Source organism: Hymenobacter volaticus, from assembly GCF_022921055.1.
GTDB classification, from domain to species: Bacteria; Bacteroidota; Bacteroidia; order Cytophagales; family Hymenobacteraceae; genus Hymenobacter; species Hymenobacter volaticus.
Genome location: NZ_CP095068.1, coordinates 55,943 through 79,431 on the forward strand (window position 1 = coordinate 55,943; position 23,489 = coordinate 79,431).

General features: G+C 56.3%; 11 protein-coding genes and 2 pseudogenes. 7 read left to right on the plus strand and 6 right to left on the minus strand.

Going from position 1 to position 23,489, the window contains the following annotated elements; genetic code table 11:
• Positions 1-7 precede the first annotated feature (7 nt).
• The 6 genes and pseudogenes from MUN86_RS32135 to MUN86_RS29815 all read left to right on the plus strand — a co-directional run bounded on the left by MUN86_RS32135 (position 8) and on the right by MUN86_RS29815 (position 9,609).
• Entirely contained in the window at positions 8-904 is an 897-nt protein-coding gene (locus tag MUN86_RS32135) for a RagB/SusD family nutrient uptake outer membrane protein (protein WP_311182680.1), read from the plus strand.
• Positions 901-1,875: a RagB/SusD family nutrient uptake outer membrane protein gene (locus MUN86_RS32140; RefSeq protein WP_311182682.1), complete on the plus strand. Its 975-nt coding sequence runs from the start codon at positions 901-903 to the stop codon at positions 1,873-1,875. The genes MUN86_RS32135 and MUN86_RS32140 overlap by 4 nt, the downstream gene beginning before the upstream one ends.
• Positions 1,876-1,884: 9 nt before the next feature.
• Complete coding sequence (locus MUN86_RS29795) at positions 1,885-2,565, plus strand: DUF3823 domain-containing protein (protein ID WP_245127648.1); 681 nt, start codon at positions 1,885-1,887, stop codon at positions 2,563-2,565.
• A 169-nt stretch (positions 2,566-2,734) separates the two neighbouring features.
• Positions 2,735-4,626 (plus strand): annotated as a pseudogene (locus MUN86_RS29805) (glycoside hydrolase family 2 protein).
• Positions 4,627-4,936: 310 nt separating this feature from the next.
• Positions 4,937-7,407: pseudogene (locus tag MUN86_RS29810) on the plus strand (glutaminase family protein).
• A gap of 237 nt (positions 7,408-7,644) precedes the next feature.
• The gene (locus tag MUN86_RS29815; protein WP_245127651.1) at positions 7,645-9,609 is read left to right on the plus strand and encodes a beta-L-arabinofuranosidase domain-containing protein; all 1,965 of its coding nucleotides are present in this window, start codon (positions 7,645-7,647) and stop codon (positions 9,607-9,609) included.
• Positions 9,610-9,861: 252 nt separating this feature from the next.
• Here MUN86_RS29815 and MUN86_RS29820 read toward each other — a convergent pair whose 3' ends face one another.
• The 6 genes from MUN86_RS29820 to MUN86_RS29845 form a co-directional block, all read right to left on the minus strand.
• Positions 9,862-10,830, minus strand: coding sequence for a PorP/SprF family type IX secretion system membrane protein (locus MUN86_RS29820; protein ID WP_245127652.1), 969 nt, complete (start codon positions 10,828-10,830; stop codon positions 9,862-9,864).
• Positions 10,831-10,902: 72 nt separating this feature from the next.
• Positions 10,903-13,527: a DUF8696 domain-containing protein gene (locus MUN86_RS29825; protein ID WP_245127653.1), complete on the minus strand. Its 2,625-nt coding sequence runs from the start codon at positions 13,525-13,527 to the stop codon at positions 10,903-10,905.
• A gap of 59 nt (positions 13,528-13,586) precedes the next feature.
• Positions 13,587-14,918, minus strand: a complete 1,332-nt coding sequence (locus tag MUN86_RS29830) for a hypothetical protein (protein WP_245127555.1) — start codon at positions 14,916-14,918, stop codon at positions 13,587-13,589.
• A gap of 558 nt (positions 14,919-15,476) precedes the next feature.
• Positions 15,477-17,426, minus strand: coding sequence for a glycoside hydrolase family 97 protein (locus MUN86_RS29835; RefSeq protein ID WP_245127556.1), 1,950 nt, complete (start codon positions 17,424-17,426; stop codon positions 15,477-15,479).
• A gap of 139 nt (positions 17,427-17,565) precedes the next feature.
• Positions 17,566-19,842 carry a GH92 family glycosyl hydrolase gene (locus MUN86_RS29840; protein WP_245127557.1) on the minus strand — a complete coding sequence of 759 codons (2,277 nt, stop codon included), beginning with the start codon at positions 19,840-19,842 and terminating at the stop codon, positions 17,566-17,568.
• Positions 19,843-19,981: 139 nt separating this feature from the next.
• Positions 19,982-22,066, minus strand: a complete 2,085-nt coding sequence (locus tag MUN86_RS29845; protein ID WP_245127558.1) for a CehA/McbA family metallohydrolase domain-containing protein — start codon at positions 22,064-22,066, stop codon at positions 19,982-19,984.
• Positions 22,067-22,567: 501 nt separating this feature from the next.
• On the opposite strand from MUN86_RS29845, the gene MUN86_RS29850 reads away from it, so the two are divergent.
• Entirely contained in the window at positions 22,568-23,458 is an 891-nt protein-coding gene (locus MUN86_RS29850; protein WP_245127559.1) for an AraC family transcriptional regulator, read from the plus strand.
• The last annotated feature ends 31 nt before the right edge of the window (positions 23,459-23,489 follow it).

Sequence of the window (23,489 nt, forward strand, 5' to 3'; positions counted from 1 at the left end):
CAGCATCATGAGATTTTCTTATAAAACCTTAGCTCTCAGCGCCGGACTAGTCCTTGGCCTGTCGGCGTGTGAAAAGGACTTCCTGGAACGGGAAGCTCCTAATATTGTGACGGATCAGCAAATCTGGAACGACGCCAACCTCATTACCAGCCTGCTGGCCAATAACTATGACCGACTGCCTTTCCACACCCAAATCGACGATGGCTGGACGGATTTTGCTGCCTACGACGAAGCCATCTGGTCGGGCAACGGCGACGGGTCTAATAACCTGAATGATTATAGTTTCAACCGCTGGGGAAACTGGGACTATGGCCTGATCCGCGACATCAATCTGGCCCTCGAGAACATCGACAAATTCAGTACCACGCTGCCAGAAGTGCAGAAAAACCAGTTCAAGGCCGAGTTCCGTTTTCTGCGGGCTTTCGTGTACTTCGAGTTGGTTAAGCGCCACGGAGGGGTGCCCCTCGTAACGCAGCAACTGATCTACGACTACAGCGGCAACCCCACGCCGCTGCAAAGCCCCCGTAATACGGAAGCCGCAGTGTACGACTTTGTAGCCAGTGAGCTGGATGCCATCAAGAACGACCTCGGCAACGACGGCAGTTCTCCCAGCAGCCCCCGCAGCAACACCCGGGCCAACAAGTATGCGGCTATGGCGCTTAAGTCGCGGGCCATGCTCTACGCGGGCTCCATCGCCAAGTACAACGCGCAGTCGGGCCTGAACATTCAAACCAGTGGGGAGAGGTCGGCATTCCAGCTAGCCGGGCCAATGAGTACTACCGGAAGGCCCTGGACGCGGCCAAAGAAGTTATTGCTGGACCTTATTCCCTGTACCGGACTAATCCGGACCGCGGCGAAAATTTCTATGATGCCATCACGCGCAAGGCTTCCAACCCCGAGGTGATTCTGGCCAAGGACTTTCTGGTTGCCCGGGACCGGCGGCACGGATTTACGTACGACAACATTGCGCGCGGCATTCGGGAAGACAACCTCTCGTCGTCCAACATCACCCCGACTCTGAACCTAGTGGAAAGCTATGAGTACCTCGATGGTACTTCGGGTGAAATTAGAACCCGCAACGCGGCCAATACGGATTACATCTACTACGACAATCTGAGTGCTCCCTTTGCCAACAAGGACGCCCGCTTGTACGGCACTGTGATTTACCCAGGTACTTCTTTTGCCGGGCAAACCGTGCAGATTCAGGCCGGCGTAATGGTGTGGAATGCAGCCAACAACGCGTACGAAATGGTGGAAGGGGGACTAGCCTCCAACTACACGGACGGCAAGCTTTTGACCGGCAGTTCCGGGCCTCAACGCTCGCAAACAGAGGTGTCGAACACCGGCTTCTACATGCGCAAGTACATTGATTCGACCCCGAAAGCCAGTACCCGCGGGGTGCTGAGCGACACGTGGTGGGTGCGCTTCCGCTTGGGGGAAGTGCTGCTCAACGCCTCTGAAGCCGCCTTCGAGCTCGGGCAAACGGCGGAAGCACTGACCTACGTGAATCAAGTGCGAGAGCGGGCTGGTTTTCCGGCCAATAGCCTAACTTCTCTGACTCGGCAACGGCTGGAAAACGAGCGCCGAGTGGAATTGGCATTCGAAGACCACCGGGTGTGGGATTTGAAGCGCTGGCGCCGCGCCCACGTGCTATGGGATGGCAATAACTCTAATCCTAACGCGGTGATGTACGCACTCTACCCATACCGCGTAGTGCGGCCCGGTGACCCCCGAGACGGCAAGTACGTGTTCGTGAAGTTGGTAGCGCCGCGTTTCCGCGCTCCGCGCAACTTCCGCTTAGGCAATTACTACACTTTTATCGATCAGGGGGTTCTCAACAACAATCCGCTGCTGGTTCGCAACCCTTTCCAATAAGCTGCACTCATGAAAGCATTTCTTTATAGCCTGTTAGCGGGCACTGCATTGTTTATGGGCTGCGCCAAAGACAACGTGGAGCCACCAAGCTCTACGCTCACCGGCCGCATTGTTTATCAGGATCAGGTGCTGGGCCTGCGGTCAAACGGATCCACCGACTTAGGAAACCAAACCACCATGCTGGAATTGTGGCAGCGTGGCTATCAGCTCTTTACCAAGATTCCGGTATTCGTCAACCAGGACGGGACGTTTCAAGCCAAGCTCTTCGACGGCAACTACAAGCTGGTTCGCTCGCGGGGCAACGGCCCGTGGGTGGACAACACCGACAGCATTGACGTGCAAGTGCGCGGCAACACCGTGATAGACGTGCCCGTGACGCCTTATTTCACCGTAACGGACGCTGCTTTCCAACGCAGCGGAAACACCCTTACGGCTACTTGCCGCGTCAATCGAATTGTGGCCGGCAAGGACATTGACCGAGTGGTATTACTAATAAGCCGCACGCAGTTTGTGGATGACAGCAACGCGCTGGAGCGTACCGAAAAAAACGCAGCGGCCGTGAATCTAAGTCAGGTACAAAACCTTTCGGTGACTATTCCCTCCTCGATTACAGGGTCTGTTTTTGCTCGTATCGGCGTGAAAGCAGCGGGTGTAGGGCAGTACGTGTACTCCCCAGTACAAAAATTCTAGTAGGGAATTCTGACTTAACTGTCTAATTTCCTTGTTCTTAGAAGGTTACTAGCGTTGGGGGTTTGGTCTGCTTTCAGGTCAAACCCCCAACTACGCTCTTTCCCACCACTAGAGTCTACCTATGAATCCTATTAGGCGATTTGCTCTCGCTCTCTGGCTTAGCGCCAGCATGTTCGGTGCCGGGGTTGCTGCCCACGCGCAGTCGAAGACACCAGCTCCCGCGCCGCCAGTTGGTCCGGCGCCCATCCTTAGCCGCTGGGAAAAGCAGGTAACCGCCACTAATGCGTGGCGCGAGTACCCGCGCCCGCAGATGGTGCGAGCGCAGTGGCAAAACCTGAACGGGATGTGGGACTACGCCATTACGCCCGAACAGCTCCCGCGCCCACTACTTTCAACGGGCAGATTTTGGTGCCTTTCTGCGTGGAATCGACTTTGTCGAAGGTAACTAAGCCGCTTACGCCGGACCAGCGGCTCTGGTACCGGCGCAGCGTGACGGTGCCGCAAGAGTGGCAAAACCAACGGGTGCTCTTGCATTTCGGGGCCGTAGATTACGAGTGCAGCCTGTGGGTGAACGGCGGGTTGGTAGGATCGCATCAAGGTGGTTCCGACGCGTTTAGCTTCGATGTAACCGAGTATTTGAAAGCCGGTGACAATCAGTTGCTGCTCGGCGTGCTCGATCCCACGTCAACTGGGGAGCAACCCCGGGGCAAGCAGCTGCTTAATCCCAATGGTATTTGGTACACGCCAGTATCGGGCATCTGGCAAACGGTGTGGATGGAGCCGGTGCCCAAACAAGCTTACATCGAAGAAGTTCGGCTCACTCCCGAACTCGATTCCAGCCGCGTGCGGGTGGAAGTGGTGCTCAATGAGCCCGCCAACAACGCTACCACTGCCATCCGCCTAACGGCGCTCGACGGCAAACGCACGGTGGCTACTACGCTGGTTCGGTCGGGAATGACGGCTTATCTGGACTTGAAAGACCCTAAGCTGTGGTCGCCGGATACGCCTTTCCTCTACGACCTCAAAACCGAGTTGGTAACGGTGCAGGATCCTTTCGGTACCACGCCCCGCAATCAGCGGCCGCGCCAGCCCGCGGCCGTGCGGGCCGCTTATGCTAAGGCTACCGTGACGGGAACCGCGCTAGATGCAGTGAATGGCTACTTCGCCATGCGCAAAATCTCGGTGGGCCCCGGACCAATAGCTGGGCAGCCTACGCTGCTGCTCAACAACAAGGTGGTGTTCCATAACGGGCCGCTCGACCAGGGTTGGTGGCCGGGCGGGTTGCTCACGCCACCTTCCGACGAGGCCATGATCTTCGAGATTGATTTTCTGAAGAAAGCAGGCTTTAATATGCTGCGCAAGCACATCAAAGTCGAGCCCGACCGCTACTACTACCAGTGCGACCGGCTCGGGATTTTGGTTTGGCAGGATATGCCGTCGGGCTTTTTGGAAGGCCAGAACGTGGCACCGGGTGCCCAAATCGAGCCCCTGCGCCGCTCCCTGGGCATGGAGCAATTCGAATTGGAGTTTCGGCGGATGATCGATCGGCTCTACAGTCACCCTAGCATCGTGACTTGGGTGGTGCACAACGAGGGCTGGGGCCAGTACAACAATCCACGATTAGCAGCCTGGGTGAAAGGCCTGGATCCAAGCAGGGTGATTAACGCCGTGACCGGTTGGAACGACCAGGGAGCAGGCGACTTCTACGACATTCACACCTACGAGGAAGAACCCAACCTGCCGGCCGCTAAATCCAACCGCGTTATTGCTATCGGCGAGTTCGGGGGAATCGGTTGGCCCATCGAAGGCCACTTGTGGAACCCATCCATGCGCAACTGGGGCTACCAAACCTACCACTCGGCCGACGACGTGCTGAAGGCGTACCGAAAGAAATACGCCAAGATTGTGGAGTACTACCAGCAGAAGGGCTTATCGTCGGCCGTGTACACGCAAACCACCGATGTGGAAGGAGAAGTGAACGGTCTGCTTACCTACGACCGGGAAGTTATCAAGATTCCCGTCAAAACGCTCCGTCAGATTCATGCTCCATTGCTTAAGTAGCGCTTTCTCGGAAATCGGTAATACGACACTCGGGTGCTGGTAGCGGTTAGAGCATAGGAACAAGTGCCAGCTTGTGCTGCAGGAAAAATGACCCCCGGCTCATCGGTTCTTAAAGAAACAGATGCCCTTCACCGGGTCAACTACCTAGCCCTGCTTTACCTGCAAAGGCGCCCGCCGTCATTGTGAGGTGAGCAAAGAGCAGGGTGAAGCAAAGCGCTGAACTAAGGGCTATTGCTCGTTCCCCTGTCCTTATTGCCATCCTTCCTTGATGAGAAGCTGCTTTACATATGTTTTTCCTAATTCAATAAGAATGAAAAAGAGTTTTGCTTTCCTATTCGCGGTGATGCTCAGCCTGGGTTGCCTGCACGCCCAGACGCTCCGCCCACCGGCTTACCCGCTCATCACCCACGACCCGTACTTCAGCTTGTGGGCTTTCAACGATACGCTGACGGCCTCTTCCACCCGTCACTGGACCGGCGTGGCGCAGGCGCTAGAGGGCGTGGTGCGCGTAGACGGCAAATCTTATCAGTTTTTGGGCCAAGCCGCCCCGCAGTACCGCACCGTCATCCCAACGGCCATGGAGCAGGGGTACACGGCCCAGTACACGTTGTCTAAGCCGGCAGCGGGCTGGGAGAAACCGGCCTTCGCCGCCACAAGTTGGAAAACTGGCCCGGCACCCTTCACCGATCAAAAAGACCAGAAGGGCACCATTTGGACCGAGGGAGATGTATGGGTGCGGCGGCGCGTGACTATTGCCAACCCCCAAATGACCGGCAAGCTGCGCCTGTTTATGTGGCACGACGACGCGGTAGAAGTCTACCTGAATGGCGTAGAGCTGGTGCGTTTGCCGAACTGGAATAACAGCTACGAGTATTTTGACGTGCCCGAATCGGCGCGGCAGGCGCTGCGCAAGGGTGAGAACGTGCTGGCCATGCATTGCAACAGCCCCATGGGCGGCGAATACCTCGACGCCGGCTTGTATGAACAGCTACCCTTACCGGTGACTCCCACCGCCCGCCAAATCAGCGTGGCCGTAACGGCCACCCAAACCACCTATCAGTTTGCGGCCGGACCGGTGCAACTGACGGTAAACTTTCTCTCGCCGCTGCTGCTTGACGAGCTAGAAACCGTGGCCCGGCCAGTGAGCTACGTCACGTTTGGAGCCACTTCCACGGATGGGAAGACGCACCCAGTGCAGGTGTTGCTTACGGAAAGCGGCGGTTTGGCCGCCAACACCGCGTACCAGGCCGTAACCACCCAGGCAGGTAAAGCGGGCACCTTGAACTGGCAAGCAGTTGGCACCACCGCGCAGCCTGTGTTGGCCAAGGCCGGCGACAACATTCGCATCGACTGGGGTCAAGCGTATGTGGCGGCGCCAGGGTCGGCCCAGCAGGCTGCCGGCGAGCCCCAAGCCCTGAAAAACACGTTCACGAAAAGTGGCACCCTTACTGCCAACGCCAAGCCTGTGAGTGGTCAGTCCCAACGTGTAGCGCTGGCTACCGTACTGGACCTGGGTACTGTAAAGACCGAACCAACCGAACGGCACGTACTACTCGGCTACGACGACCAATATTCGGTGCAGTACTTCGGGAAAAACCTGCGCGGCTGGTGGCGGCGCGACCCCTCGACCACTATGCCTAAGGTATTGCAAGCCGCCGAAGCAGACTACGCCCGCCTACGGCAGAAGTGCACCACTTTCGATAAGCAACTGTATGCCGAGGCCCAAGCGGCAGGCGGACAGCAATACGCTGATTTGTGCCAGCTAGCGTATCGCCAGGCTATTGCCGCCCACAAAATTGTGGCCGGTCCCAAGGGCGAAGTGTTTATGTTCTCCAAAGAGAACTTTTCTAACGGCTCTATCGGGACGGTGGACGTAACGTATCCGTCAGCACCGCTATTTCTGCGCTATAACAACGAGCTAGCGAAGGGCATGTTGCGCTTCATCTTCGAGTACAGCGAATCGGGCCAGTGGAAAAAGGACTTTCCGGCCCACGACGTAGGCACTTACCCACGGGCCAACGGCCAGACCTACGGCGAGGATATGCCGGTGGAAGAAGCGGGCAACATGCTGATTTTGACTGCTGCTTCCGTCAAGATGGACGGCAAACCTGACTTCGCTCGGGAGCACTGGCCCACTATCACCAAATGGGTTGGCTTTTTGAAGCGCGACGGGTTGGACCCAGCTACCCAGCTCAGCACCGACGACTTCGCCGGACACTTGGCTCGTAACTCTAACTTGTCGGTGAAAGCCATTATGGGCATTGCCTGCTACGGGCAGATGGCCCAGCAGCTCGGCGATCAGAAAACGGCCGACGAGTACATGGCACTAGCCCGCGATTACGCCAAGCGTTGGATGGCCATGTCGGCTACTGGCGACCACTACGCGCTGACCTTTGACAAGCCCGCCGGTTCGTGGAGCCAGAAGTACAATCTGGTATGGGACAGAATTCTGGGACTGAACGTCTTCCCCAAAGAAGTAGCCCAGCAGGAACTGACCTATTATCTAACCAAGCAGCAACGCTACGGCCTGCCTCTAGACAGCCGCAAGACCTACACGAAATCCGACTGGATTATGTGGACGGCCACGATGGCCGAGCGCGACGCCGACTTCCAGGCTCTGGTGAAGCCCGTTTGGCAGTTTGTCAACGACTCGCCGACGCGGGTGCCACTCACCGACTGGCACGAAACCACCGATGCCAAGCAGGTAGGTTTCCAGGCCCGCTCGGTAGTCGGGGTTATTTCATCAAGGTGTTGGACAAGCATATTACTGCCAAACCCTAGCGCACCTACCTAAAACTATCTGCAGCGGTCCTGAACGCACTGTGGCACCAGCCGCGTGTTGTTGGGACGGCTGCAGATAGTTTCTTTAGAGTCTGTTTGGCCGAGCCCGCACGTAGCGCTGCTGCCAGCCCGTACGTGGTTTTCCAGCTTACCCACCAAGTATTCCCACTCTTTGCTTGACTTCTTATGCTTTCTATTCGTCGTTGTAGCGGGCTGCTAGTTGGAACTCTGCTCGCTATGCAAGCCCAGGCTCAATCGGCCAGTCCCGCAGCTCCAGCGGCCGCGGTCACGACGGGCCCCAAGTTGACCGCATTTCAACCGGGGGCGTTTCAGGCGCTGCCCTTAGGCGCCATTCGGCCCGAAGGGTGGCTACGGCGCCAACTCGAGATTCAGGCGCAGGGCCTAAGCGGGCACCTCGAAGAATTCTGGCCCGATCTGAGCGCCAACAGCGCGTGGTTAGGTGGCGCCGGCGAGGGGTGGGAGCGGGGGCCCTATTACCTCGATGGGCTGTTGCCGTTGGCTTACGGGCTCGACGATGCGGCGTTAAAAGCCAAGGCGCAGAAGTGGGTGGACTGGGCTTTGCAAAGTCAGCGCCCCGACGGGAGCATCGGGCCCGCGAAAAATCAGGACTGGTGGCCCAACATGCTCGTACTCAAGAGCCTGATGCAGTACCAGGAAGCCACCGGCGACAAACGCGTGGTGCCGTACATGGAAAAGTATTTCACGTACCAGAGCAGCCAACTCGATAAGCTGCCACTGAAAGAATGGGCCGTGTTTCGCTGGGCCGAAGAGCTGTTGCCCATTCGCTGGACCTACCAAAAAACCAAGAATCCGCTGCTGCTGAAGTTGGCGGGTCAACTCGCCCAGCAAGGCTTCAATTGGCAGCAGGGCTTCGCCAATTTTCCGTTTGCCCAGCCCACTACCGTCGCCAGTTTAAAGCTCAATTCGGGCAACAACAATTTGGCCCTGCAAGCCCACGGCGTTAACAATGCCATGGCCTTGAAAATGCCGGCGCTCTGGGGCATGACCGGCGGCACGGAAGCGGACCGGCAGTCGATTTACAAGCAGCTCGCGACGCTCGACCAATACCACGGCTTACCCAACGGCATGTTCAGCAGCGACGAGCACTTTGCCGGCTCTAGTCCGTCGCAAGGCACGGAGTTGTGCACGGTGGTAGAAGCGCAGTACTCCTACGAAGAACTGCTGGCGTTGCTCGGCGACCCTATGTTTGGCGACCGGCTGGAAAAAATCACCTTCAACGCGTTGCCCGCCACCTTCGACCCCACCATGTGGGCCCACCAGTACGACCAGCAGCCTAACCAAGTGCTGGTGAGCAAGGCCAAACGGCAGTGGTCTACTAATGGCGACGAAGCCAACCTGTTCGGACTTGAGCCGCACTTTGGCTGCTGCACCGCCAACCTGCACCAGGGCTGGCCTAAGTTCGCTAGCCACCTCTGGATGGCCTCGCCCGACGGCGGACTGGTGGCCGCGGCCTACGCCCCCAACAAGCTAACGACTACCGTGCGGGGCAACGAAGCAGTAGTCATCCGGGAGGAAACCGAGTATCCGTTTCGGGAATCCATCCGCTTTGTGGTGGAAAAAGCAGGCAAGCAGCCTTTCCCACTGCGGCTGCGTATTCCGGCCTGGGCAACCAAGAGCGTAGTAACTCTAAACGGGAAAGCGCTGCCCAAAGCACCCCAGGCCGGCACGTTCTACGAGGTCAAGCAAGCTTGGAAAGCAGGCGACGTGGTGGAGTTGCGTTTGCCGATGGCAGTGCGTGTAATGCCCGGCTTCAATCAGTCCGTTTCGGTGGAGCGCGGACCTTTAGTGTACGGCCTTAAGCTCGGTGAGCAATGGACCAAGCTGCGCGACCGTCCGAACGCCGCCGACGACTACGAGGTGCAAGCCACTACGCCCTGGAACTATGGCTTGCTGTTGCCTAAAGGTCAACCCACAGCGGCCTTTCAAGTGAAAGAGCGCCCCACTACCGGCGTATTATTCTCGCCAGCGGGCGCCCCCATAGAACTGCAAGTGCAAGGCATACGGCTGCCCGAATGGCAACTGGCCGAAAACTCGGCTGCCGCGCCACCGCAAAGCCCAGTGGCCGCGCCTGCCGGAGCGAAAGCTGAAACACTGACGCTCATACCCTACGGTTCGGCCAAGCTGCGCATTACGGCTTTCCCGGTGGTAAACGCTAAATAAACAATCAGAATTTGAGGAGCTTCAACCAATCGAACTCCTCAATCTAGGCCCTCACTTGCCGACGAAGTCTACTCGTTCTAAGCTGTTGCCCGCTAGTTGAATCATAACCTCTAGCTGCCTTAGTACTGACCGCACAACCGTTTAGTGGCTGCACGCAAAGCCTGCACCTTCGGGGCGCAGGCTTTGCGTGCAGCCACTAAACGGTTGTGCCGGCAACCAAGCAATATGAGAGCCCTTCGAATAATTGCTCGCCTACCAGAACCTATTGGTGCACACCACTTGGGTTTTTTTCTTGAGCCGCAGCCCTAGAAGTATCTCGTGGCTGCCACCGTGGTAGCCGGCAAGCTCAGAAAGACCCGCATCGTAGGAGTAACCGAGCGTGAGCTGCTCGTAGCTTAGGCCCACCATCCCAACAAACGAATCGAAGGCGCGCCAGGACACGCCCGCCCATAGTAGGTCTTGGTACTTGAGCTTGGCGTTGAGGTCGAGCGAGAGTGGAGCGGGGCTGACAGCCTTAACCAGCACGGAGGGCACCAGTGACCAGTCTTCGCTGAGTGGCAGGCGCACGCCAGCCGTGGCGAAGTAGTGGCGCTTGAGGGTGTTGCCCGCGCCTGCGTTCAGGGAGTTGGCGCCGTAGGAGAAGTCGAGCTTATTGGCAAACAGCTGCGCCCCTGACAGGCCAACGTAGAAGTCGGAGCTGTACACCCACAAGCCCACGGAGGCATCGAACACGCGTGAGGCGTCGCTGGCGGCCACGGTGGTCGGATCGAAGAATTGCAGCTGCTGCCCATCAACGGCAAACTGCTGCATGCCTGCCGACACGCCCAACGCCGCCCGGAGGTTAGGCCTTAATACCATGTTGTAGGCATAAGAAGCGTAGGCGCCCTTTCGGCTGGTAGGCCCAGTCACGTCGTTATACACGAGGGCACCTAGCGCGTGAAACGGCCGGCGCCGGTCGCGCAGGGTACGCTTAGTGGTGGTGCGCCACTTGCCCAGCGAGGAGCTAATACTGCCGTAGTAGGTTTTAGGCGCTCCCTGAAGGCCCGTCCACTGGGTGCGGTAACTGAACTTGACGTCGATATAGTCCTCCACCCCGGTAGCTCCCGGGTTCAGGATATAGTTGTTGTTCATGTACTGGCTGTACTGTGCCTGCTGCTGGGCCAGGGCCGGCGCGGCGGCCAGCAGCAGCGGGAGCAGCAGTAGAGTTAAAGCTCTTTTCATAACAGTAATTGCCTTAGAGTCTGTCGGGAGGAAGGTAGTCCGGCGGCGACCAGCGCCGCCGGACGTTTGTTGTTAATACAAAATCGTAATCGACCCGCTGTAGGATTTGCCGAGCGGGCCCTTCGTGACCACGACGTAATAGTAAGTGCCAACCGGCGCGGGCTGGCCGTTGATGTCGCCGCGCCATTCATTGGCCCGGCTGTAGTTGTTGGCCGAGAAAATCTTGTTGCCCCAGCGGTTGAACACGGTCACCGTGTTGTCGGGGAATTGCTCGATGAACTCGATTTGCCAGGTGTCGTCGCGCCCATCACCGTTGGGCGTGAAGGCATTAGGAATACGGATGGGCGGACGCACGGTCACCGTCACTTGGTCGGAATCGGCGCAGCCGCCCTCCCCGGCCGAGAGGGTGTAGGTGGTAGTTACCGTGGGCGATACGGTAGGCTGTAGTCGGTCGTTGCCCAGAAAAGTCTGCCCCGTTGTCGTTGTCCATCTTACAGGGTAATTACCATCAGCGCGGCCTTCCAACACCACGGAGGTACCAGCCAGAATCTCTTTATCAGGACCAGCATCTACATCAACCGGTGGTTGAATTCGCACGGCCACGCCATTGGAAACAGCGGTAACCGGTTGGCCGCAAACATTGGTCGTGCGCAGGCGCGCCGTCACGGTTTGGCCTTCGCGCAGTGTTGTGCTCGTGAACACCGGACCCGTTGCGCCAACCACGTCGATACCATTAACCTGCCACTGATATTCGGGGGTTGGACCAGCTTCTGTTACACTAGCGATGCTGAACGTCAGCGGGGCACCTAGGCAAACGGGGCCGCCTGGCTGCACCGCAATTGCGAGTACTGGCGCTGGCGCTAAGGTACGCGTCACTGTTACCGTGGTTGTAGCTAGACCGGTACTGCAAATTCCTGCGGTGGGCGTTACCTCGACGCTTACCTGGTCGCCAGTAACAAGCGTGCTGCTCGTGAACGTGGGCCCGCTAGCTACGGCCACGTTGTTGACCAGCCAACGGAAAGTAGGAGCGTTGCCTACATTAGTGGGCACGGCTGTAAAGGTTAGCGGCGTGCCAGGGCATGCTACGGGCGGGGCCGCTAGGCTCACGGTGGGCGTCACAAGAGGCAGTATTTGTGCGGGCACACCATTGGAGACAACTGCCACGGGCTGCCCACAATTGTTGGCTGTACGCAAGCGCAGCGTTACAATCTGGCCTTGGAGCAGTGTGGAACTAGTGAACGTCGTATTTGTGGCCCCGGCCACGTCGGCGCCATCAATCTGCCACTGGTACTCGGGGGCTGGGCCGGCCTCCGTCACGTTGGTAATAGTGAAGGAGAGCGGCGTACCTGGGCAAACCGGGCCGTTGGGTTGCACAGCAATCGTGAGCGTAGGCTGCGGCGTGGGCACTGTCCGCGTTACCGTAACCGTGGCAGTGGCCGTACCTGTAGTGCACAGACCCGCCGTAGGTGTCACCTCGACCCGCACCTGGTCGCCGGTCACGAGCGTGTTACTTGTGAAGGTAGGTCCGGTAGCCACGACTGCATTGTTGACGAACCACTGGAATGTAGGCGCAGCGCCAGCATCGGTGGGCACGGCCGTGAAGGTGAGGGGAGTCCCAGGGCACTCTACGGGCGGGGTTGCCAGAGCTACAGTGGGAGTTACTGGTGGTTGAATCTGTACCGGTATGCCGTTAGAAACGGCTGCAGCGGGCTGGCCGCACGCGTCTGTCGTACGCAGGCGTGCTGTCACAATTTGCCCCTGGAGCAGGGTGGTGCTGGTAAACGTCGGGCCCGTGGCGCCTGGCACGTCGGTGCCGTTGACCTGCCATTGATAGTCAGGGGCCGGACCAGCCTCAGTGACACTGGCAACGTTGAACGTAAGTGAAGCGCCCAAGCAAACCGGACCGGCTGGCTGCGCGGCAATAGTAAGCGTGGGCGCTGGTGCTACGGTACGTGTTACCGTAACCGTGGCCGTAGCCGTACCGGTGCTACATACCCCCGCCGTAGGTGTCACCACGACCCGCACTTGGTCACCGGTCACAACTGTGCTGCTAGTGAGCGTGGGACCCGTATTAGCAGCGACAGCCACATTGTTAACAAACCACTGGAAGATAGGGATGGCACCGGCATTGGTTGCCACGGCCGTTAACGTAAGCGGCGTGCCAGGGCATTGCGCGGGCGGAGCCGTTATGGCCACAGTGGGTGTTACAGATGGAAGAAAGGTAACCTGGACAGAATTGGAAGGTGTATCTTTGCCACAAAAACCCGAGGTTACCAACCGCCGGAAGTAGGTGTTGGTGGTGACGGTGGGTGTAAAGGATGCGCCGGTAGCGCCAGGGATGTCATTCCAGCCGATGTTATCAGATGACTGTTGCCACACGTAGGTGTACTGCCCAGTGCCCTCGCCGGCTGAAGTGCCAGTGATGGGCGCTAGCGTGCCGCCCACGCAAATGTTTTGATCAGGGCCAATGACCCCCGGCGTTGGTGGGCCAGGTACTCGAATTAAGCCTTGGCTCTCGCGACAAAAGCAGCTAGTAGTGACGCGCAGCGTCACTGCGTAGTCGCCAGGTGCGGGGAAGGTGAACACGGGATTTTGCAACGTTGAGGTTCCCAAGGTGGCCCCTGTAGTTGTCGCATACGTCCAGGCGTAAGTCGGATTCTCGAAGTTGACGGATGGGGCCTCAAAAGTAATCTCCAAGCACGCCGTGGACTTGTAATTGGGGCCGAACTGCAGCAGGGAGCTTTGATTGAAATTAACTAGACCCAGTCCGCTGAGGCGCCCGCCCAGCTGCAGGCTATCGTCGGCATAGCGGACCTTGGCCCCAATGAGTCCGGGAAGGGGATAAAGCCCAGCGCGGACTGGTTGTCGCGGGCTACGTAAATCTTGCCATCGGGTGCGGCTTGCATCGAGCCCAGGTCGGCCGGGGCCTTCTGCTTAAGCGGAATGTCTTGCTTGGTAACTGGCCCGGTGCCGCTGATGTTAAATTGCAGCAATTTGGCCGGGTTGCGCACCGTGGCGTAGAGGTAGCTGCCAGGCGAAAAACTCACCCCGTAGTATTTCCCTGCGCCGCTATCCACTATGTACGGAACTCGCGGGTTGACGGTAACATCGCCTGTATTGGTATCAAACCCAAACAGCTCGACGGTGCTGCTGCTGTCGCCCACTGCTTCGCTGTAGCGGGCCAGGGCCAGCCGCTGGCCATCGGGAGTCACCTTCATCTGGCCTTTGTAGCCCTGGGCCGCTTTGCTCGGCGCGTGCAGGCTGCCTACGGTGGAGCGAATCGGAGCGTCGATGACTACCGGCCCTACATAGCCAGCTGCTTGCCGCACGCGGTAGGCCAGAAAGGCGTCGCCCCGGTTGTTGTTGCCGCTCTTGGCAGCTCCCCAGCCGTGCGTAATAACCCAGATGTCGCAGCCATTCTTATGAAATACGCCTGTTATCTTTTCCGCCGTGCCGCGGGCCAAGGGCGTGTTTTTGGTGGCGGCAACGACGGTGCCCGGCCCCCCACCCGCGGGAATCTCTATTTCCGAGTAGCTTAGACCCACGGTGTCCTTCAAGGTGAAGAGCAGGTAGCGCGTCGGTTGGCCCGCTGGAGGTATGCCCGGCATCCTAATGGGCAGGGGGCCGTCGGTGGTAAAACGGCTGCCCGCTAGCCCCGTGCCGTTGGTCATCACGGTGCCGTCGCCGTTCCAAACGGTTTCGCCATTGCTGTAAAAGAGGATTTTGCCGTTCCTATCCGACATCACTCCCGAGCCGGCAGGCGCATCCATCGCTCCGTTAGTGAGCACTTTCGGTAGGGAGTCGGCAGAGGCCTGGTTGAAGTCCAGCCCCGCCTTAAAGCCGAAGTACCACGTGTTGGCAAACTTCTCGTCAGCACTACACTCCGGAGGCGGTGTCCCTTGCGCAAGCACTGTGGTGGCCGTGCCACTCAGCAGCAGGAACAGCAGCGTCAGCAGCCAATTGACAAGCAGGCGCGCCTGCCTAACCGGGGACCGGCTGCCGACGCGAGTCAACTGGCCGGGCTTGGGAAGAAGCGGGGAAGGAATTTGAGTGGTATGTAAAGCAGGGAACGGTAGCTCTGCAGGCATAGCGGGGCAGGTAAGTGGGCGGACAGGAAAGCGGATACCTAGAAAGGAAAGTACCACTCGCCGCCCTTAAAGAACGGAGCTTAATGACTGGTTGACGCTAAAAAGCGTTGCCAGCCAAGTTCAGTAAAGCTACGCACTGCCAGCCAGGTTTGTACAAGTCATTATCCGAATAGTGATGAAATCCCATAATAGTTATCTATTTAGGATCAGCATAGCTAAATCACTATTCAAGCAACTCTAATTATTGCTACTCCAAATCACAATACAAACTACCCTTTCTTCGCTCCGATTCACGGAGGAAGCGCATCCAGTGACTACTTTACTTCACGTTATACCTAAACGCTTTAAAGAGTTACTGAATTGTGCAGCGCACAGCAAAATCCACTTTCGTTGCGGACCTACTAGCCAGTTGACGCAGGCAAAGAGAAGCCGCTTGGCATGTTGCCAAATACTATGGCTTCACTCCAAGCAATTTTACGCCTAGTACAGGCAATTCCCACACTTGCTTGTGGATCATAGCCGACCAAGCGCGCATTTGTGTCGCTCCCTAAGATCTGACTATGGCACAAGCTCGATTCGGGCCGCGAAACCCCCGTCCGGTACCATGGTTAAGGTCACGGTTTCGCCGGGCTGAATCGGTTGGACGACGCGCTTGAAGTCCATGGCCTGCACAGCGGCATTTACGCCGTCCTTCAGCAACGTGAGTTGATAGCGGCTTCCCTTGGTTAGGAAATCGGTGCGTAAAGTAACCTCGTGCGCTTTGTCGGCGGTCATGCCCCCGATATACCATGTCGAGCCTTTTCGTTTGGCCGTGACAATGTATTCCCCAACGGCAGCTTCCAAGATGCGCGTCTCGTCCCAGGTCACGGGCACCGACGTGATAAACGAGGTGGTTTCGGGTTCGCGCAGGTAGTTAAAAGGGTTATCGGCGAGCATCTGCAAGCCACTCGCGAAGACGATGTACATGGCCAATTGGTGCGCCCGCGTTCCGATGCTCATCGTATTCACCCAGTTGGGGCGGTAGTCTTTGGGATGAGCCGAGCGCATGGCCCCGGGCGTGTAATCCATGGGGCCAACCGCGTTGCGCAAAAACGGGAGAAACAGGTTGTTTTTAGGCGTCGCCAACCCCCCGCCAATATTCTGCTCCATCCCGATGACTCCTTCGTAGGACAACACGTTCGGGTAGGCTACCTCTAAGCCCGCCGGTTTGAAAGCCCCGTGAAAGTCAACCAGTAAATGGTGCTTGGCGGCTTCCTTGGCGACGCGGGTGTAGTAGTTTACCATCCACTGGTCACTGCGGTCCATAAAGTCGATCTTCATACCCGCAATGCCCCACTTCTCTAAGGTCTCGAACACTGTGAAGTTGTTCTCTACGGCCAGCCAAGTAAACCACAAGATAATCTTGACATTCTTGCTTTTGCCGTAGGCAATCAGTTCCTGCAGATTGATGGTAGGGTTGGGCTCGAAGGGATTGAGCGTTGTTTTGGCCCAACCCTCGTCCATGATGATATAGGGTATGCCAAACTTGGCGGCAAAATCGATGTAGTACTTGTACGTGTCTTGGTTGTAGCCGGACTTGAAATCAACGCCGTACACGTAGGCGTTATGCCACCACTCCCAGGTTACCTGCCCGGGCTTAATCCATTGGGTGTCCTGTAGTTGATTGGGAGTACTCAATTTGTACACCATCTGGTTGGCAGCTAGTTGCGCATCCTGGTCGGTGACAACGAAAAAACGCCACGGAAAAGAGCGTTTTCCGGCTGTTTTGGCGAGGTAGGGTGCTTCGGCCACAATCTCTACGCTACGGTCGCCATCGGGGCCAAACTTCAACGGCGCCTTCGGGAACGTGGCGCTGACCGTTCTCTCATCGACGGCTTTCACAAACAGGCCAGGATAATCGTAGAGATCTGCTTCCGAGAACAGCACTTTGTACTTTCCGGTATCGAACAGAACCGGCAGCACGCTCATTTTCTCCCGATTCACCCGCTTCAGCATCTGGCGCTGGTAGAGGATTTCGTAAGACGTCTTGAAGCTGCTCGTTTCCAGGTAAGACGCTTCCGCAACGTCGGCGAAATGCAGATGCACATCCTCGCTGTTCACTGTCACCGAATCCTGTTTATCGGTGATGAAGCGGTAGGCAACCCCATCATTGTAGGCCCTGAACTCGACACTGTAATCGTTTTTGAATTCCAGCTTCAGTTGGTTGTAGGTGTTCGGGACGGTGCTGTTCGTGAGAGGCACTACCGGCTTTGAAGAAGTGTTTACCGCTGCAAACGACTTCTTACGGAGCTGTGGCCGCTCTCCCAGCTGTTGGTTCGCTAGGTTGAGTTGCAAGTAAGAGTCTGTTAGCACCGGGGTGCCGCCCACCGCAACGGAGTAACTTATTTTCCCTTGCAAATCAACCGAGACTTTGATGCGTTTGTCGGGGGACAGCAACGTGATGGGCGCACTTAGCAAGCGCGCCGCGATAAACAAGAACCAAGCGGTGAGATAAAATTTCCTTTGCATTAGATCAGCTTCGTGAAGCACCTTGGAGTGCGGAAAAATTAGTAAGTGTAGGTTCTGGCACTACCCATCAGCGCGATGAAGCCATACGGGGTACTCTTGCACTAGCAGGCCGAGTTATGTGAACTGCCACAGCTTTGGATCACTGTTTCGACAAGGAAAAGGGCTTGTCGTCGAGGGCAGTGCCTCGGTTTACAGCAGGCGTATTACCCATTGTAAAGGCCAGCCTGCCGCCCTGCATAATATCGTTGTAGGTTAGCCAATTGTGGCTGTAGGGTTTGCCGTTAAGCGAGGCCGACTGAATGTAGACGTTGTCCTTGCTGTTATTTACAGCGTCGATGCTGAATTTCTTGCCGTCTTCTAACGTGATGGTGATTTTGTTGAATACAGGGCTGCCAATTACGTATTGATCGGTGCCGGGGCATACGCTGTACATACCCAGCGCACTCAACACGTACCAAGAGGAGGTTTGTCCTTGGTCTTCATCCCCGGGGTAGCCATCTTCGGTTGAGTTGTATAATTTACTCATCACCTCTCGTGCGTGCTGCTGCGCTTTCCACGGCTCACCACCATAATTGTACAAGTAAATCATGTGTTGGATAGGTTGGTTGCCATGGGCATACTGCCCCATGTTGGCCATCACCATTTCCGTCATTTCATGAATCATTCCGCCGTAAGTGCCCACCTTAACTTTGTTGGGCACCGAAAAAACGGAATCCAATTTTTTATTGAAATTAGTATCGCCTCCCATTAAATTAATTAGGCCCTGAACGTCATGGAAAACCGACCATTGCCAATGCCAGGCATTTCCTTCGGTAAAGGGCCCGCCCCATTCAATAGGGTCGAAATTCGGCGTCCATTCTCCATTTAGTTTTCTGCCGCGCATAAAACCTGATGTGGAATCATAGACATTTCTATAATTAAACATCTGCCGGGCGAATATATTTTTATAGTAAGTATTGCCGATGGAGCTTGCTAGCTGATAAGCGCAAAAATCGTCGTAGGCGTATTCCAACGTTTTGGCAGTTGCTTCCCCGTATTCCGGATACGGCACGTAGCCCAACTGATAATACTCCTTGAAGCCATGCCGACCATTGGAAGGCCCCCAGGGACCCTTATTTGTTGCTTCGTGCAGATAAGCTTTCAGGGCTTCCTCAGGATTGAAAGTTCGTATGCCTTTCGCCCAAGCATCGGCGAGCAAGGATATGGCGTGATTGCCAATCATGCTGCCGCCTTCACCGGGAAATGACCACGAAGGCAGCCAGCCACACTGCTGCTGGGCGGCAAGCAGGGCTTGCATGTAGCGCCCGTGCATGGTCGGGTACATAATAGCGTTTAGGGGAAACTGTGCTCTAAACGTATCCCAAAAGCCCGTATCGGTAAACATGTAGCCCTCGTGTACTTTGTTGTCGTAAGGGCTGAAATAGTAAGGCTTACCGGCCTTGTCGTATTCATAGAATTGGCGGGAGAAAAGACTGGCGCGGAAAAAGCAGGAGTAGAACGTGGCTTTCTCTTCTTCACTGCTGCCTTCCACGGCTATTCTGCCTAGGTGCTTATTCCATATTTCGGCGGCGGCAGCTTTGGTGGCGGCGAAGCTTTTAAACTTGCCTAGCTCCGCTTTTAGGGTCACGCCGGCTTGCTCTTGGCTGATGTAGGAAGATGCTACTTTCGCTTGCACGGTTTCGCCTTCCCGGAATTCCAGATACACGCCTATTCCTTCCCCGGCGCCCTCCGATTTGCCTTGCTGCACAGTATTCTTGCGATTTTCCCAAGTGCCGTAGCTTTTAAACGGCTTATCAAAAACAACTTCTAAGTAACTCTTAATTAAATCACCCTTGTTGTTTTTATTGTTGCTGACATAGCCCGTTATTTTTCTTTCCGCGGGCCATATTTTAAGCGCACTAATTCCAGTATATCCATCTAAAACTAAATAGCTGGAAGCTTTTTCGGGGAAAGTAAAGCGCAAGTGCGCGCCTCGTTCAGTTGGCGCAATTTCAGTTATTATGTTATTGTCTAATTCGACTTTATAGTAATGCGGCTTTGCAATTTCATTGGCGTGATTGAAGCCAGTGGCCCGTTCGTCTTCATTTACTACGAGCTTACCCGTAACCGGCATAAAAGAAAATACGCAATAGTCCGTCGTCCACGAGCTGCACTGGTGCGCCTGCTGAAAACCTCGAATGGTTTTTTCTACATATTGGTATTTCCAGCCGTCTCCGTTCTTGCCCGTTTGCGGCGTCCAGGTGTGCATGCCAAACGGCAAGGCCGTAGTCGGATACGTATTGCCTCTGGTTAGCTTGAAGCTGGAATTAGTACCCTGGAGCGTGTTGACGTACTCTACCAGGCCTTTTTCTTTCGCCGCCAAGGCTACATTCACAATGTGCAGTAACCAGCATAAAGACAGGATTCTCTTTGTCATACCGTAAGGGATTGTGAATCGGAGTTTTGGCTTCTGCCAGATGCGCGTTTCCTTTCTATAAGGGGTATCTGGTTGCCACATCCAGCTGGTATGCGCCGCCGCCGGCACAATCTAGCAAAAACGTTTTAGCATACCAACCTTATTTACTTAGATAAATCGTTTGCGTAAAGGCGCCGTTGGCGGCTACGTCCCAGGCTTCCAAGCGCACCCATTTCCGGTTGGCGAGGTTGGCAGGAATCCGGAAGGTTTGCTGGCCGAACGAAGTGGTGTTGTTCAGCTCTACCCGTTGGCGATACACCTGTTGGCCGTCGCCCGAAATGATTTCCGCGAAAGCCATCGGGAAAGTCCAGCGCAAATCGAAGGCGACATCGGCCTTGGCTGGGTTTGGTAAAGTGGCGGTTTCGCCCGTGCTTTTGCCGTTAACCGTGAACGAGGGAATCAGCACTTCCCCAGTTGAAGAGAAAAATTTGCCTTGCTGCATGGCGTCCACCACGGGCTGCCAGCCGTCGGTGAATTTCGGCAGAGTGGGCAGCTGAAGGTAGTTTACGTTCAGATGAGCGTACATCTCGTTTTCGGGAGTGACAGTGAACAGGTCGGCTTCCGAAATCATCGTCTTTTTCAAACCCCAGTTGTTCAGGTCGTCCAGCAAATCCAGCGCTCTTTTGCCGAGGCGCGGCTGCGACAAGTCGGCTGGAATAGGTTTCCAAGCCGCGCCCATGAATCTATCGGATTGAAAAAAAGCTTCGTCTCGGTACTTGTCTGGGAAGCCTACCGAACCTTTGGTGCGGGGGTGGGCCGTCCATGCCAAGCCTTTTTCAGCTTGGAGCAAGGCCAGCATGTCGTTTTTGTCGCCCACGTGGTAGACTTTGCCATACTTGGCATCGTTGTGCACGAAAGGTACTTCGGGGGCGCGGGCCATCACCCAGTACACAGGCTTGGAAAAAAGCTCCAACCAGTGCCCGCCCAGAAATTCGTTGGGCTCTTCGCCCGGCAGCAGCAAAAAGCGCTCGTCCGATGCGTTGCGGCACAACTCAAACAGCGCGTCCAGTTCTTTGAGGCGTTGCTCGTCGGGCCCTTTTGGGTGCGCCGTGTAATGAAATTCCCCGAGGTGCACGATGTCGAGGCCAAGACTGCGAAACACCCGCACGAATTCTGGGACGCCGGTTTCTTTCTTGCCGGCCAGTAACACCTTCATCACGTACTCGTTGTGGAAGTGGCTAGCCATGGTCTTGTAGCCCGGCAGTTGCGCGTAGGTGTCTTGATGAGTGTACTGCTTGACGCTTTCTAGTAGTGGTCCGGCGGGCCCTTGCCCTAGCAGGCAGTAGAAATTGAGTCGTTGGGCCGTGTTGGGCGGGGCGTTGAACCACGGCACATAGCGCCGGTCGCCGTACAGATCTTGGCGGATGCCTAAGCCGTAGCCTGGCACCAGGCGGCAATAGTTGTTGCCAAACCAAGTGAACTTAAGGTTAAACGCTTCGTCCAGCGGGTAGAAGTACTGGTGGGGTGCCGGAAAAATAGCCAAGCTGCCGCCGGTGGTTTCGCCTACCAGCGTCCGGTACTTCACCGCTAGGTTGCGGCTGGTATCGGCGGCGCCAACGGTCGCGCTCTGCAAGCTGTTATCGGTGGCGGCCCAGGCAACTTTGCTCCATACTGGCTTACTGCTGACCAGCCCAGCATCGTAAACAATGGCCGTCGAATCCACGGTGGTGGTCATTACTGCGGCCACGTTGAACAAGGGGCTGCCGTGGTAGAAAGTCACCTCCAGGCTACCACTAAAATTGGGCGCTTCAAGTTTGCCAATCCGCACGATGGTTCGGGCCCCCTGGCTGCTGACGGCGGCGTGGCGCTTGCTCATCTTCACCCGATGTGACTGGAAGGGCTTATTGGGTACTTTGTCGAAGAAGATGTTCCAGCCGTTCTGCGAGCGTAAGTCGCGCTTGCCAACACTTAGCACAAATTCCGGCTGCAAGCCCGTCGCCACCACTTGATATTTGCCGCCCTTGCTGACTTGCAGGCTGGTGAACAGCGGGCCGTTCGGCGCCAGATTGAAAATCATTTTGCCTTGGTCTGCTTTTCCCACGGGCCAGTTTACTTCCAGCGCGTCGCCCTTTATCCGCATCGTAGCCCCACTTTTCTTATCGAAGGCTTTGGCATCCACTGTTACTTGGCAGGGAGCTGCAAAGCCGCAAATGAGCAAGAAGAGAAAAAGAAAACTGCTTTTCATATCCTAGAGAAGGTAGAGGTGAAAGCCCGGCCCAGCTGCCGGTCAGGTGGTCGAAGTTCTAATTCAGTGAGGGAAGATGTAGGCAGCTTGGTTTTTGGTGGTGCAAGTGCGCAATATGCTTTTGAATCTCTCTAAGAGAGGAGACACTCCTGGCATTGAGGGGCTGATAAAGTCGGGGCCTCGTATCACTCGGGCCTGACCATAAATTTTCCCGGATAAGATAGTGCTATAACTCGGTACTACTGTGGTGAAGTAGTTGCCGCTGTGCCACTCCTGTAAGTTTGTGTTGCCGCACTGCTCCACCAAGAGCCACAACTACCAGGCAAGAGAGATTCGCGTAACGGCAGTAAAATAATGCAAGCCACAGCCTATTCCACCAAAGGCCGGATAGTTAAAATCTTCGTCTTGCTTGCTTGCAGTAGAGGTTGGCGAGGGTAGAGGACCCCTATCAGGCAGCCGGCAAAGTAGCGAAGCTCCTCTGAAAAGCTGTAATTTCAGGGCATGTATACGCTTAACAGCCAGCAGCCCGTACCGATACATCCGTTCGAGCGGGACGAAGTAACCGGGAGCAAATTATTTACCATCCTGCGCTCGGAAGGTGAGTTGCCCTACGAGGAGGATTTACTTATACCGCACCGCAAGGCGTACTACCTGCTGGTTTTTGTGAAGCATAACCGCGGCCGCCATTGGGTGGATATGACCCCCTACGAGCGCAAAGACAATACGCTGTATTTCACGGCTCCGCACCAAATTCTGGTCAAGGAGGCGGCCACGCCCTTTTGGGGCACGCGCCTCACCTTTACCGACGAGTTTCTGGCCTTGCAGCAAAACGCGTCCATCCGGGAGCTTCCGCTCATCCAGAATCCTCAGAACGGGCACGAGTTGCTGCTCACAGCGGCGGATGGCGCTTTTGTGGAAGAAATGCTGGCCAAAATCGAGACCGAGCACAACCGTCCTGGCGAGTGGCAGCATCGAATGCTCACTGCTTACCTAACGGTGTTGTTCACATACTTGAGCCGGCTGTACACCGAGCAGTTTACGGGCGCCGAGCCGTCGGCCGACAAGCTGTTGCTGAAAACCTACCAAGCCAAGATCGAGGAATGCTTCCGCGAGTTGCACGAGGTGGGCGCGTACGCGTCGCAACTCCACATTTCAGCGGGCCATTTAAGCGAGGTGGTGAAGGCCCAAAGTGGCAAGCCCGCTATTAAACACATTCATGAACGGCTCGTGCTCGAAGCCCGGCGCCTGCTTTTTTACACCTCTTCTTCGCTCAAGGAAATTGCCTTCGACCTAGGGTTTGCGGACGCATCCTACTTCAACCGCTTCTTCAAGCGCGAAACCGGCGTCACCCCGGCCGAGTACCGTATTGCCATCCGCAAAATGTACCAGTAATACCGCAGAATGGGTGTCAACCACGCCGAGT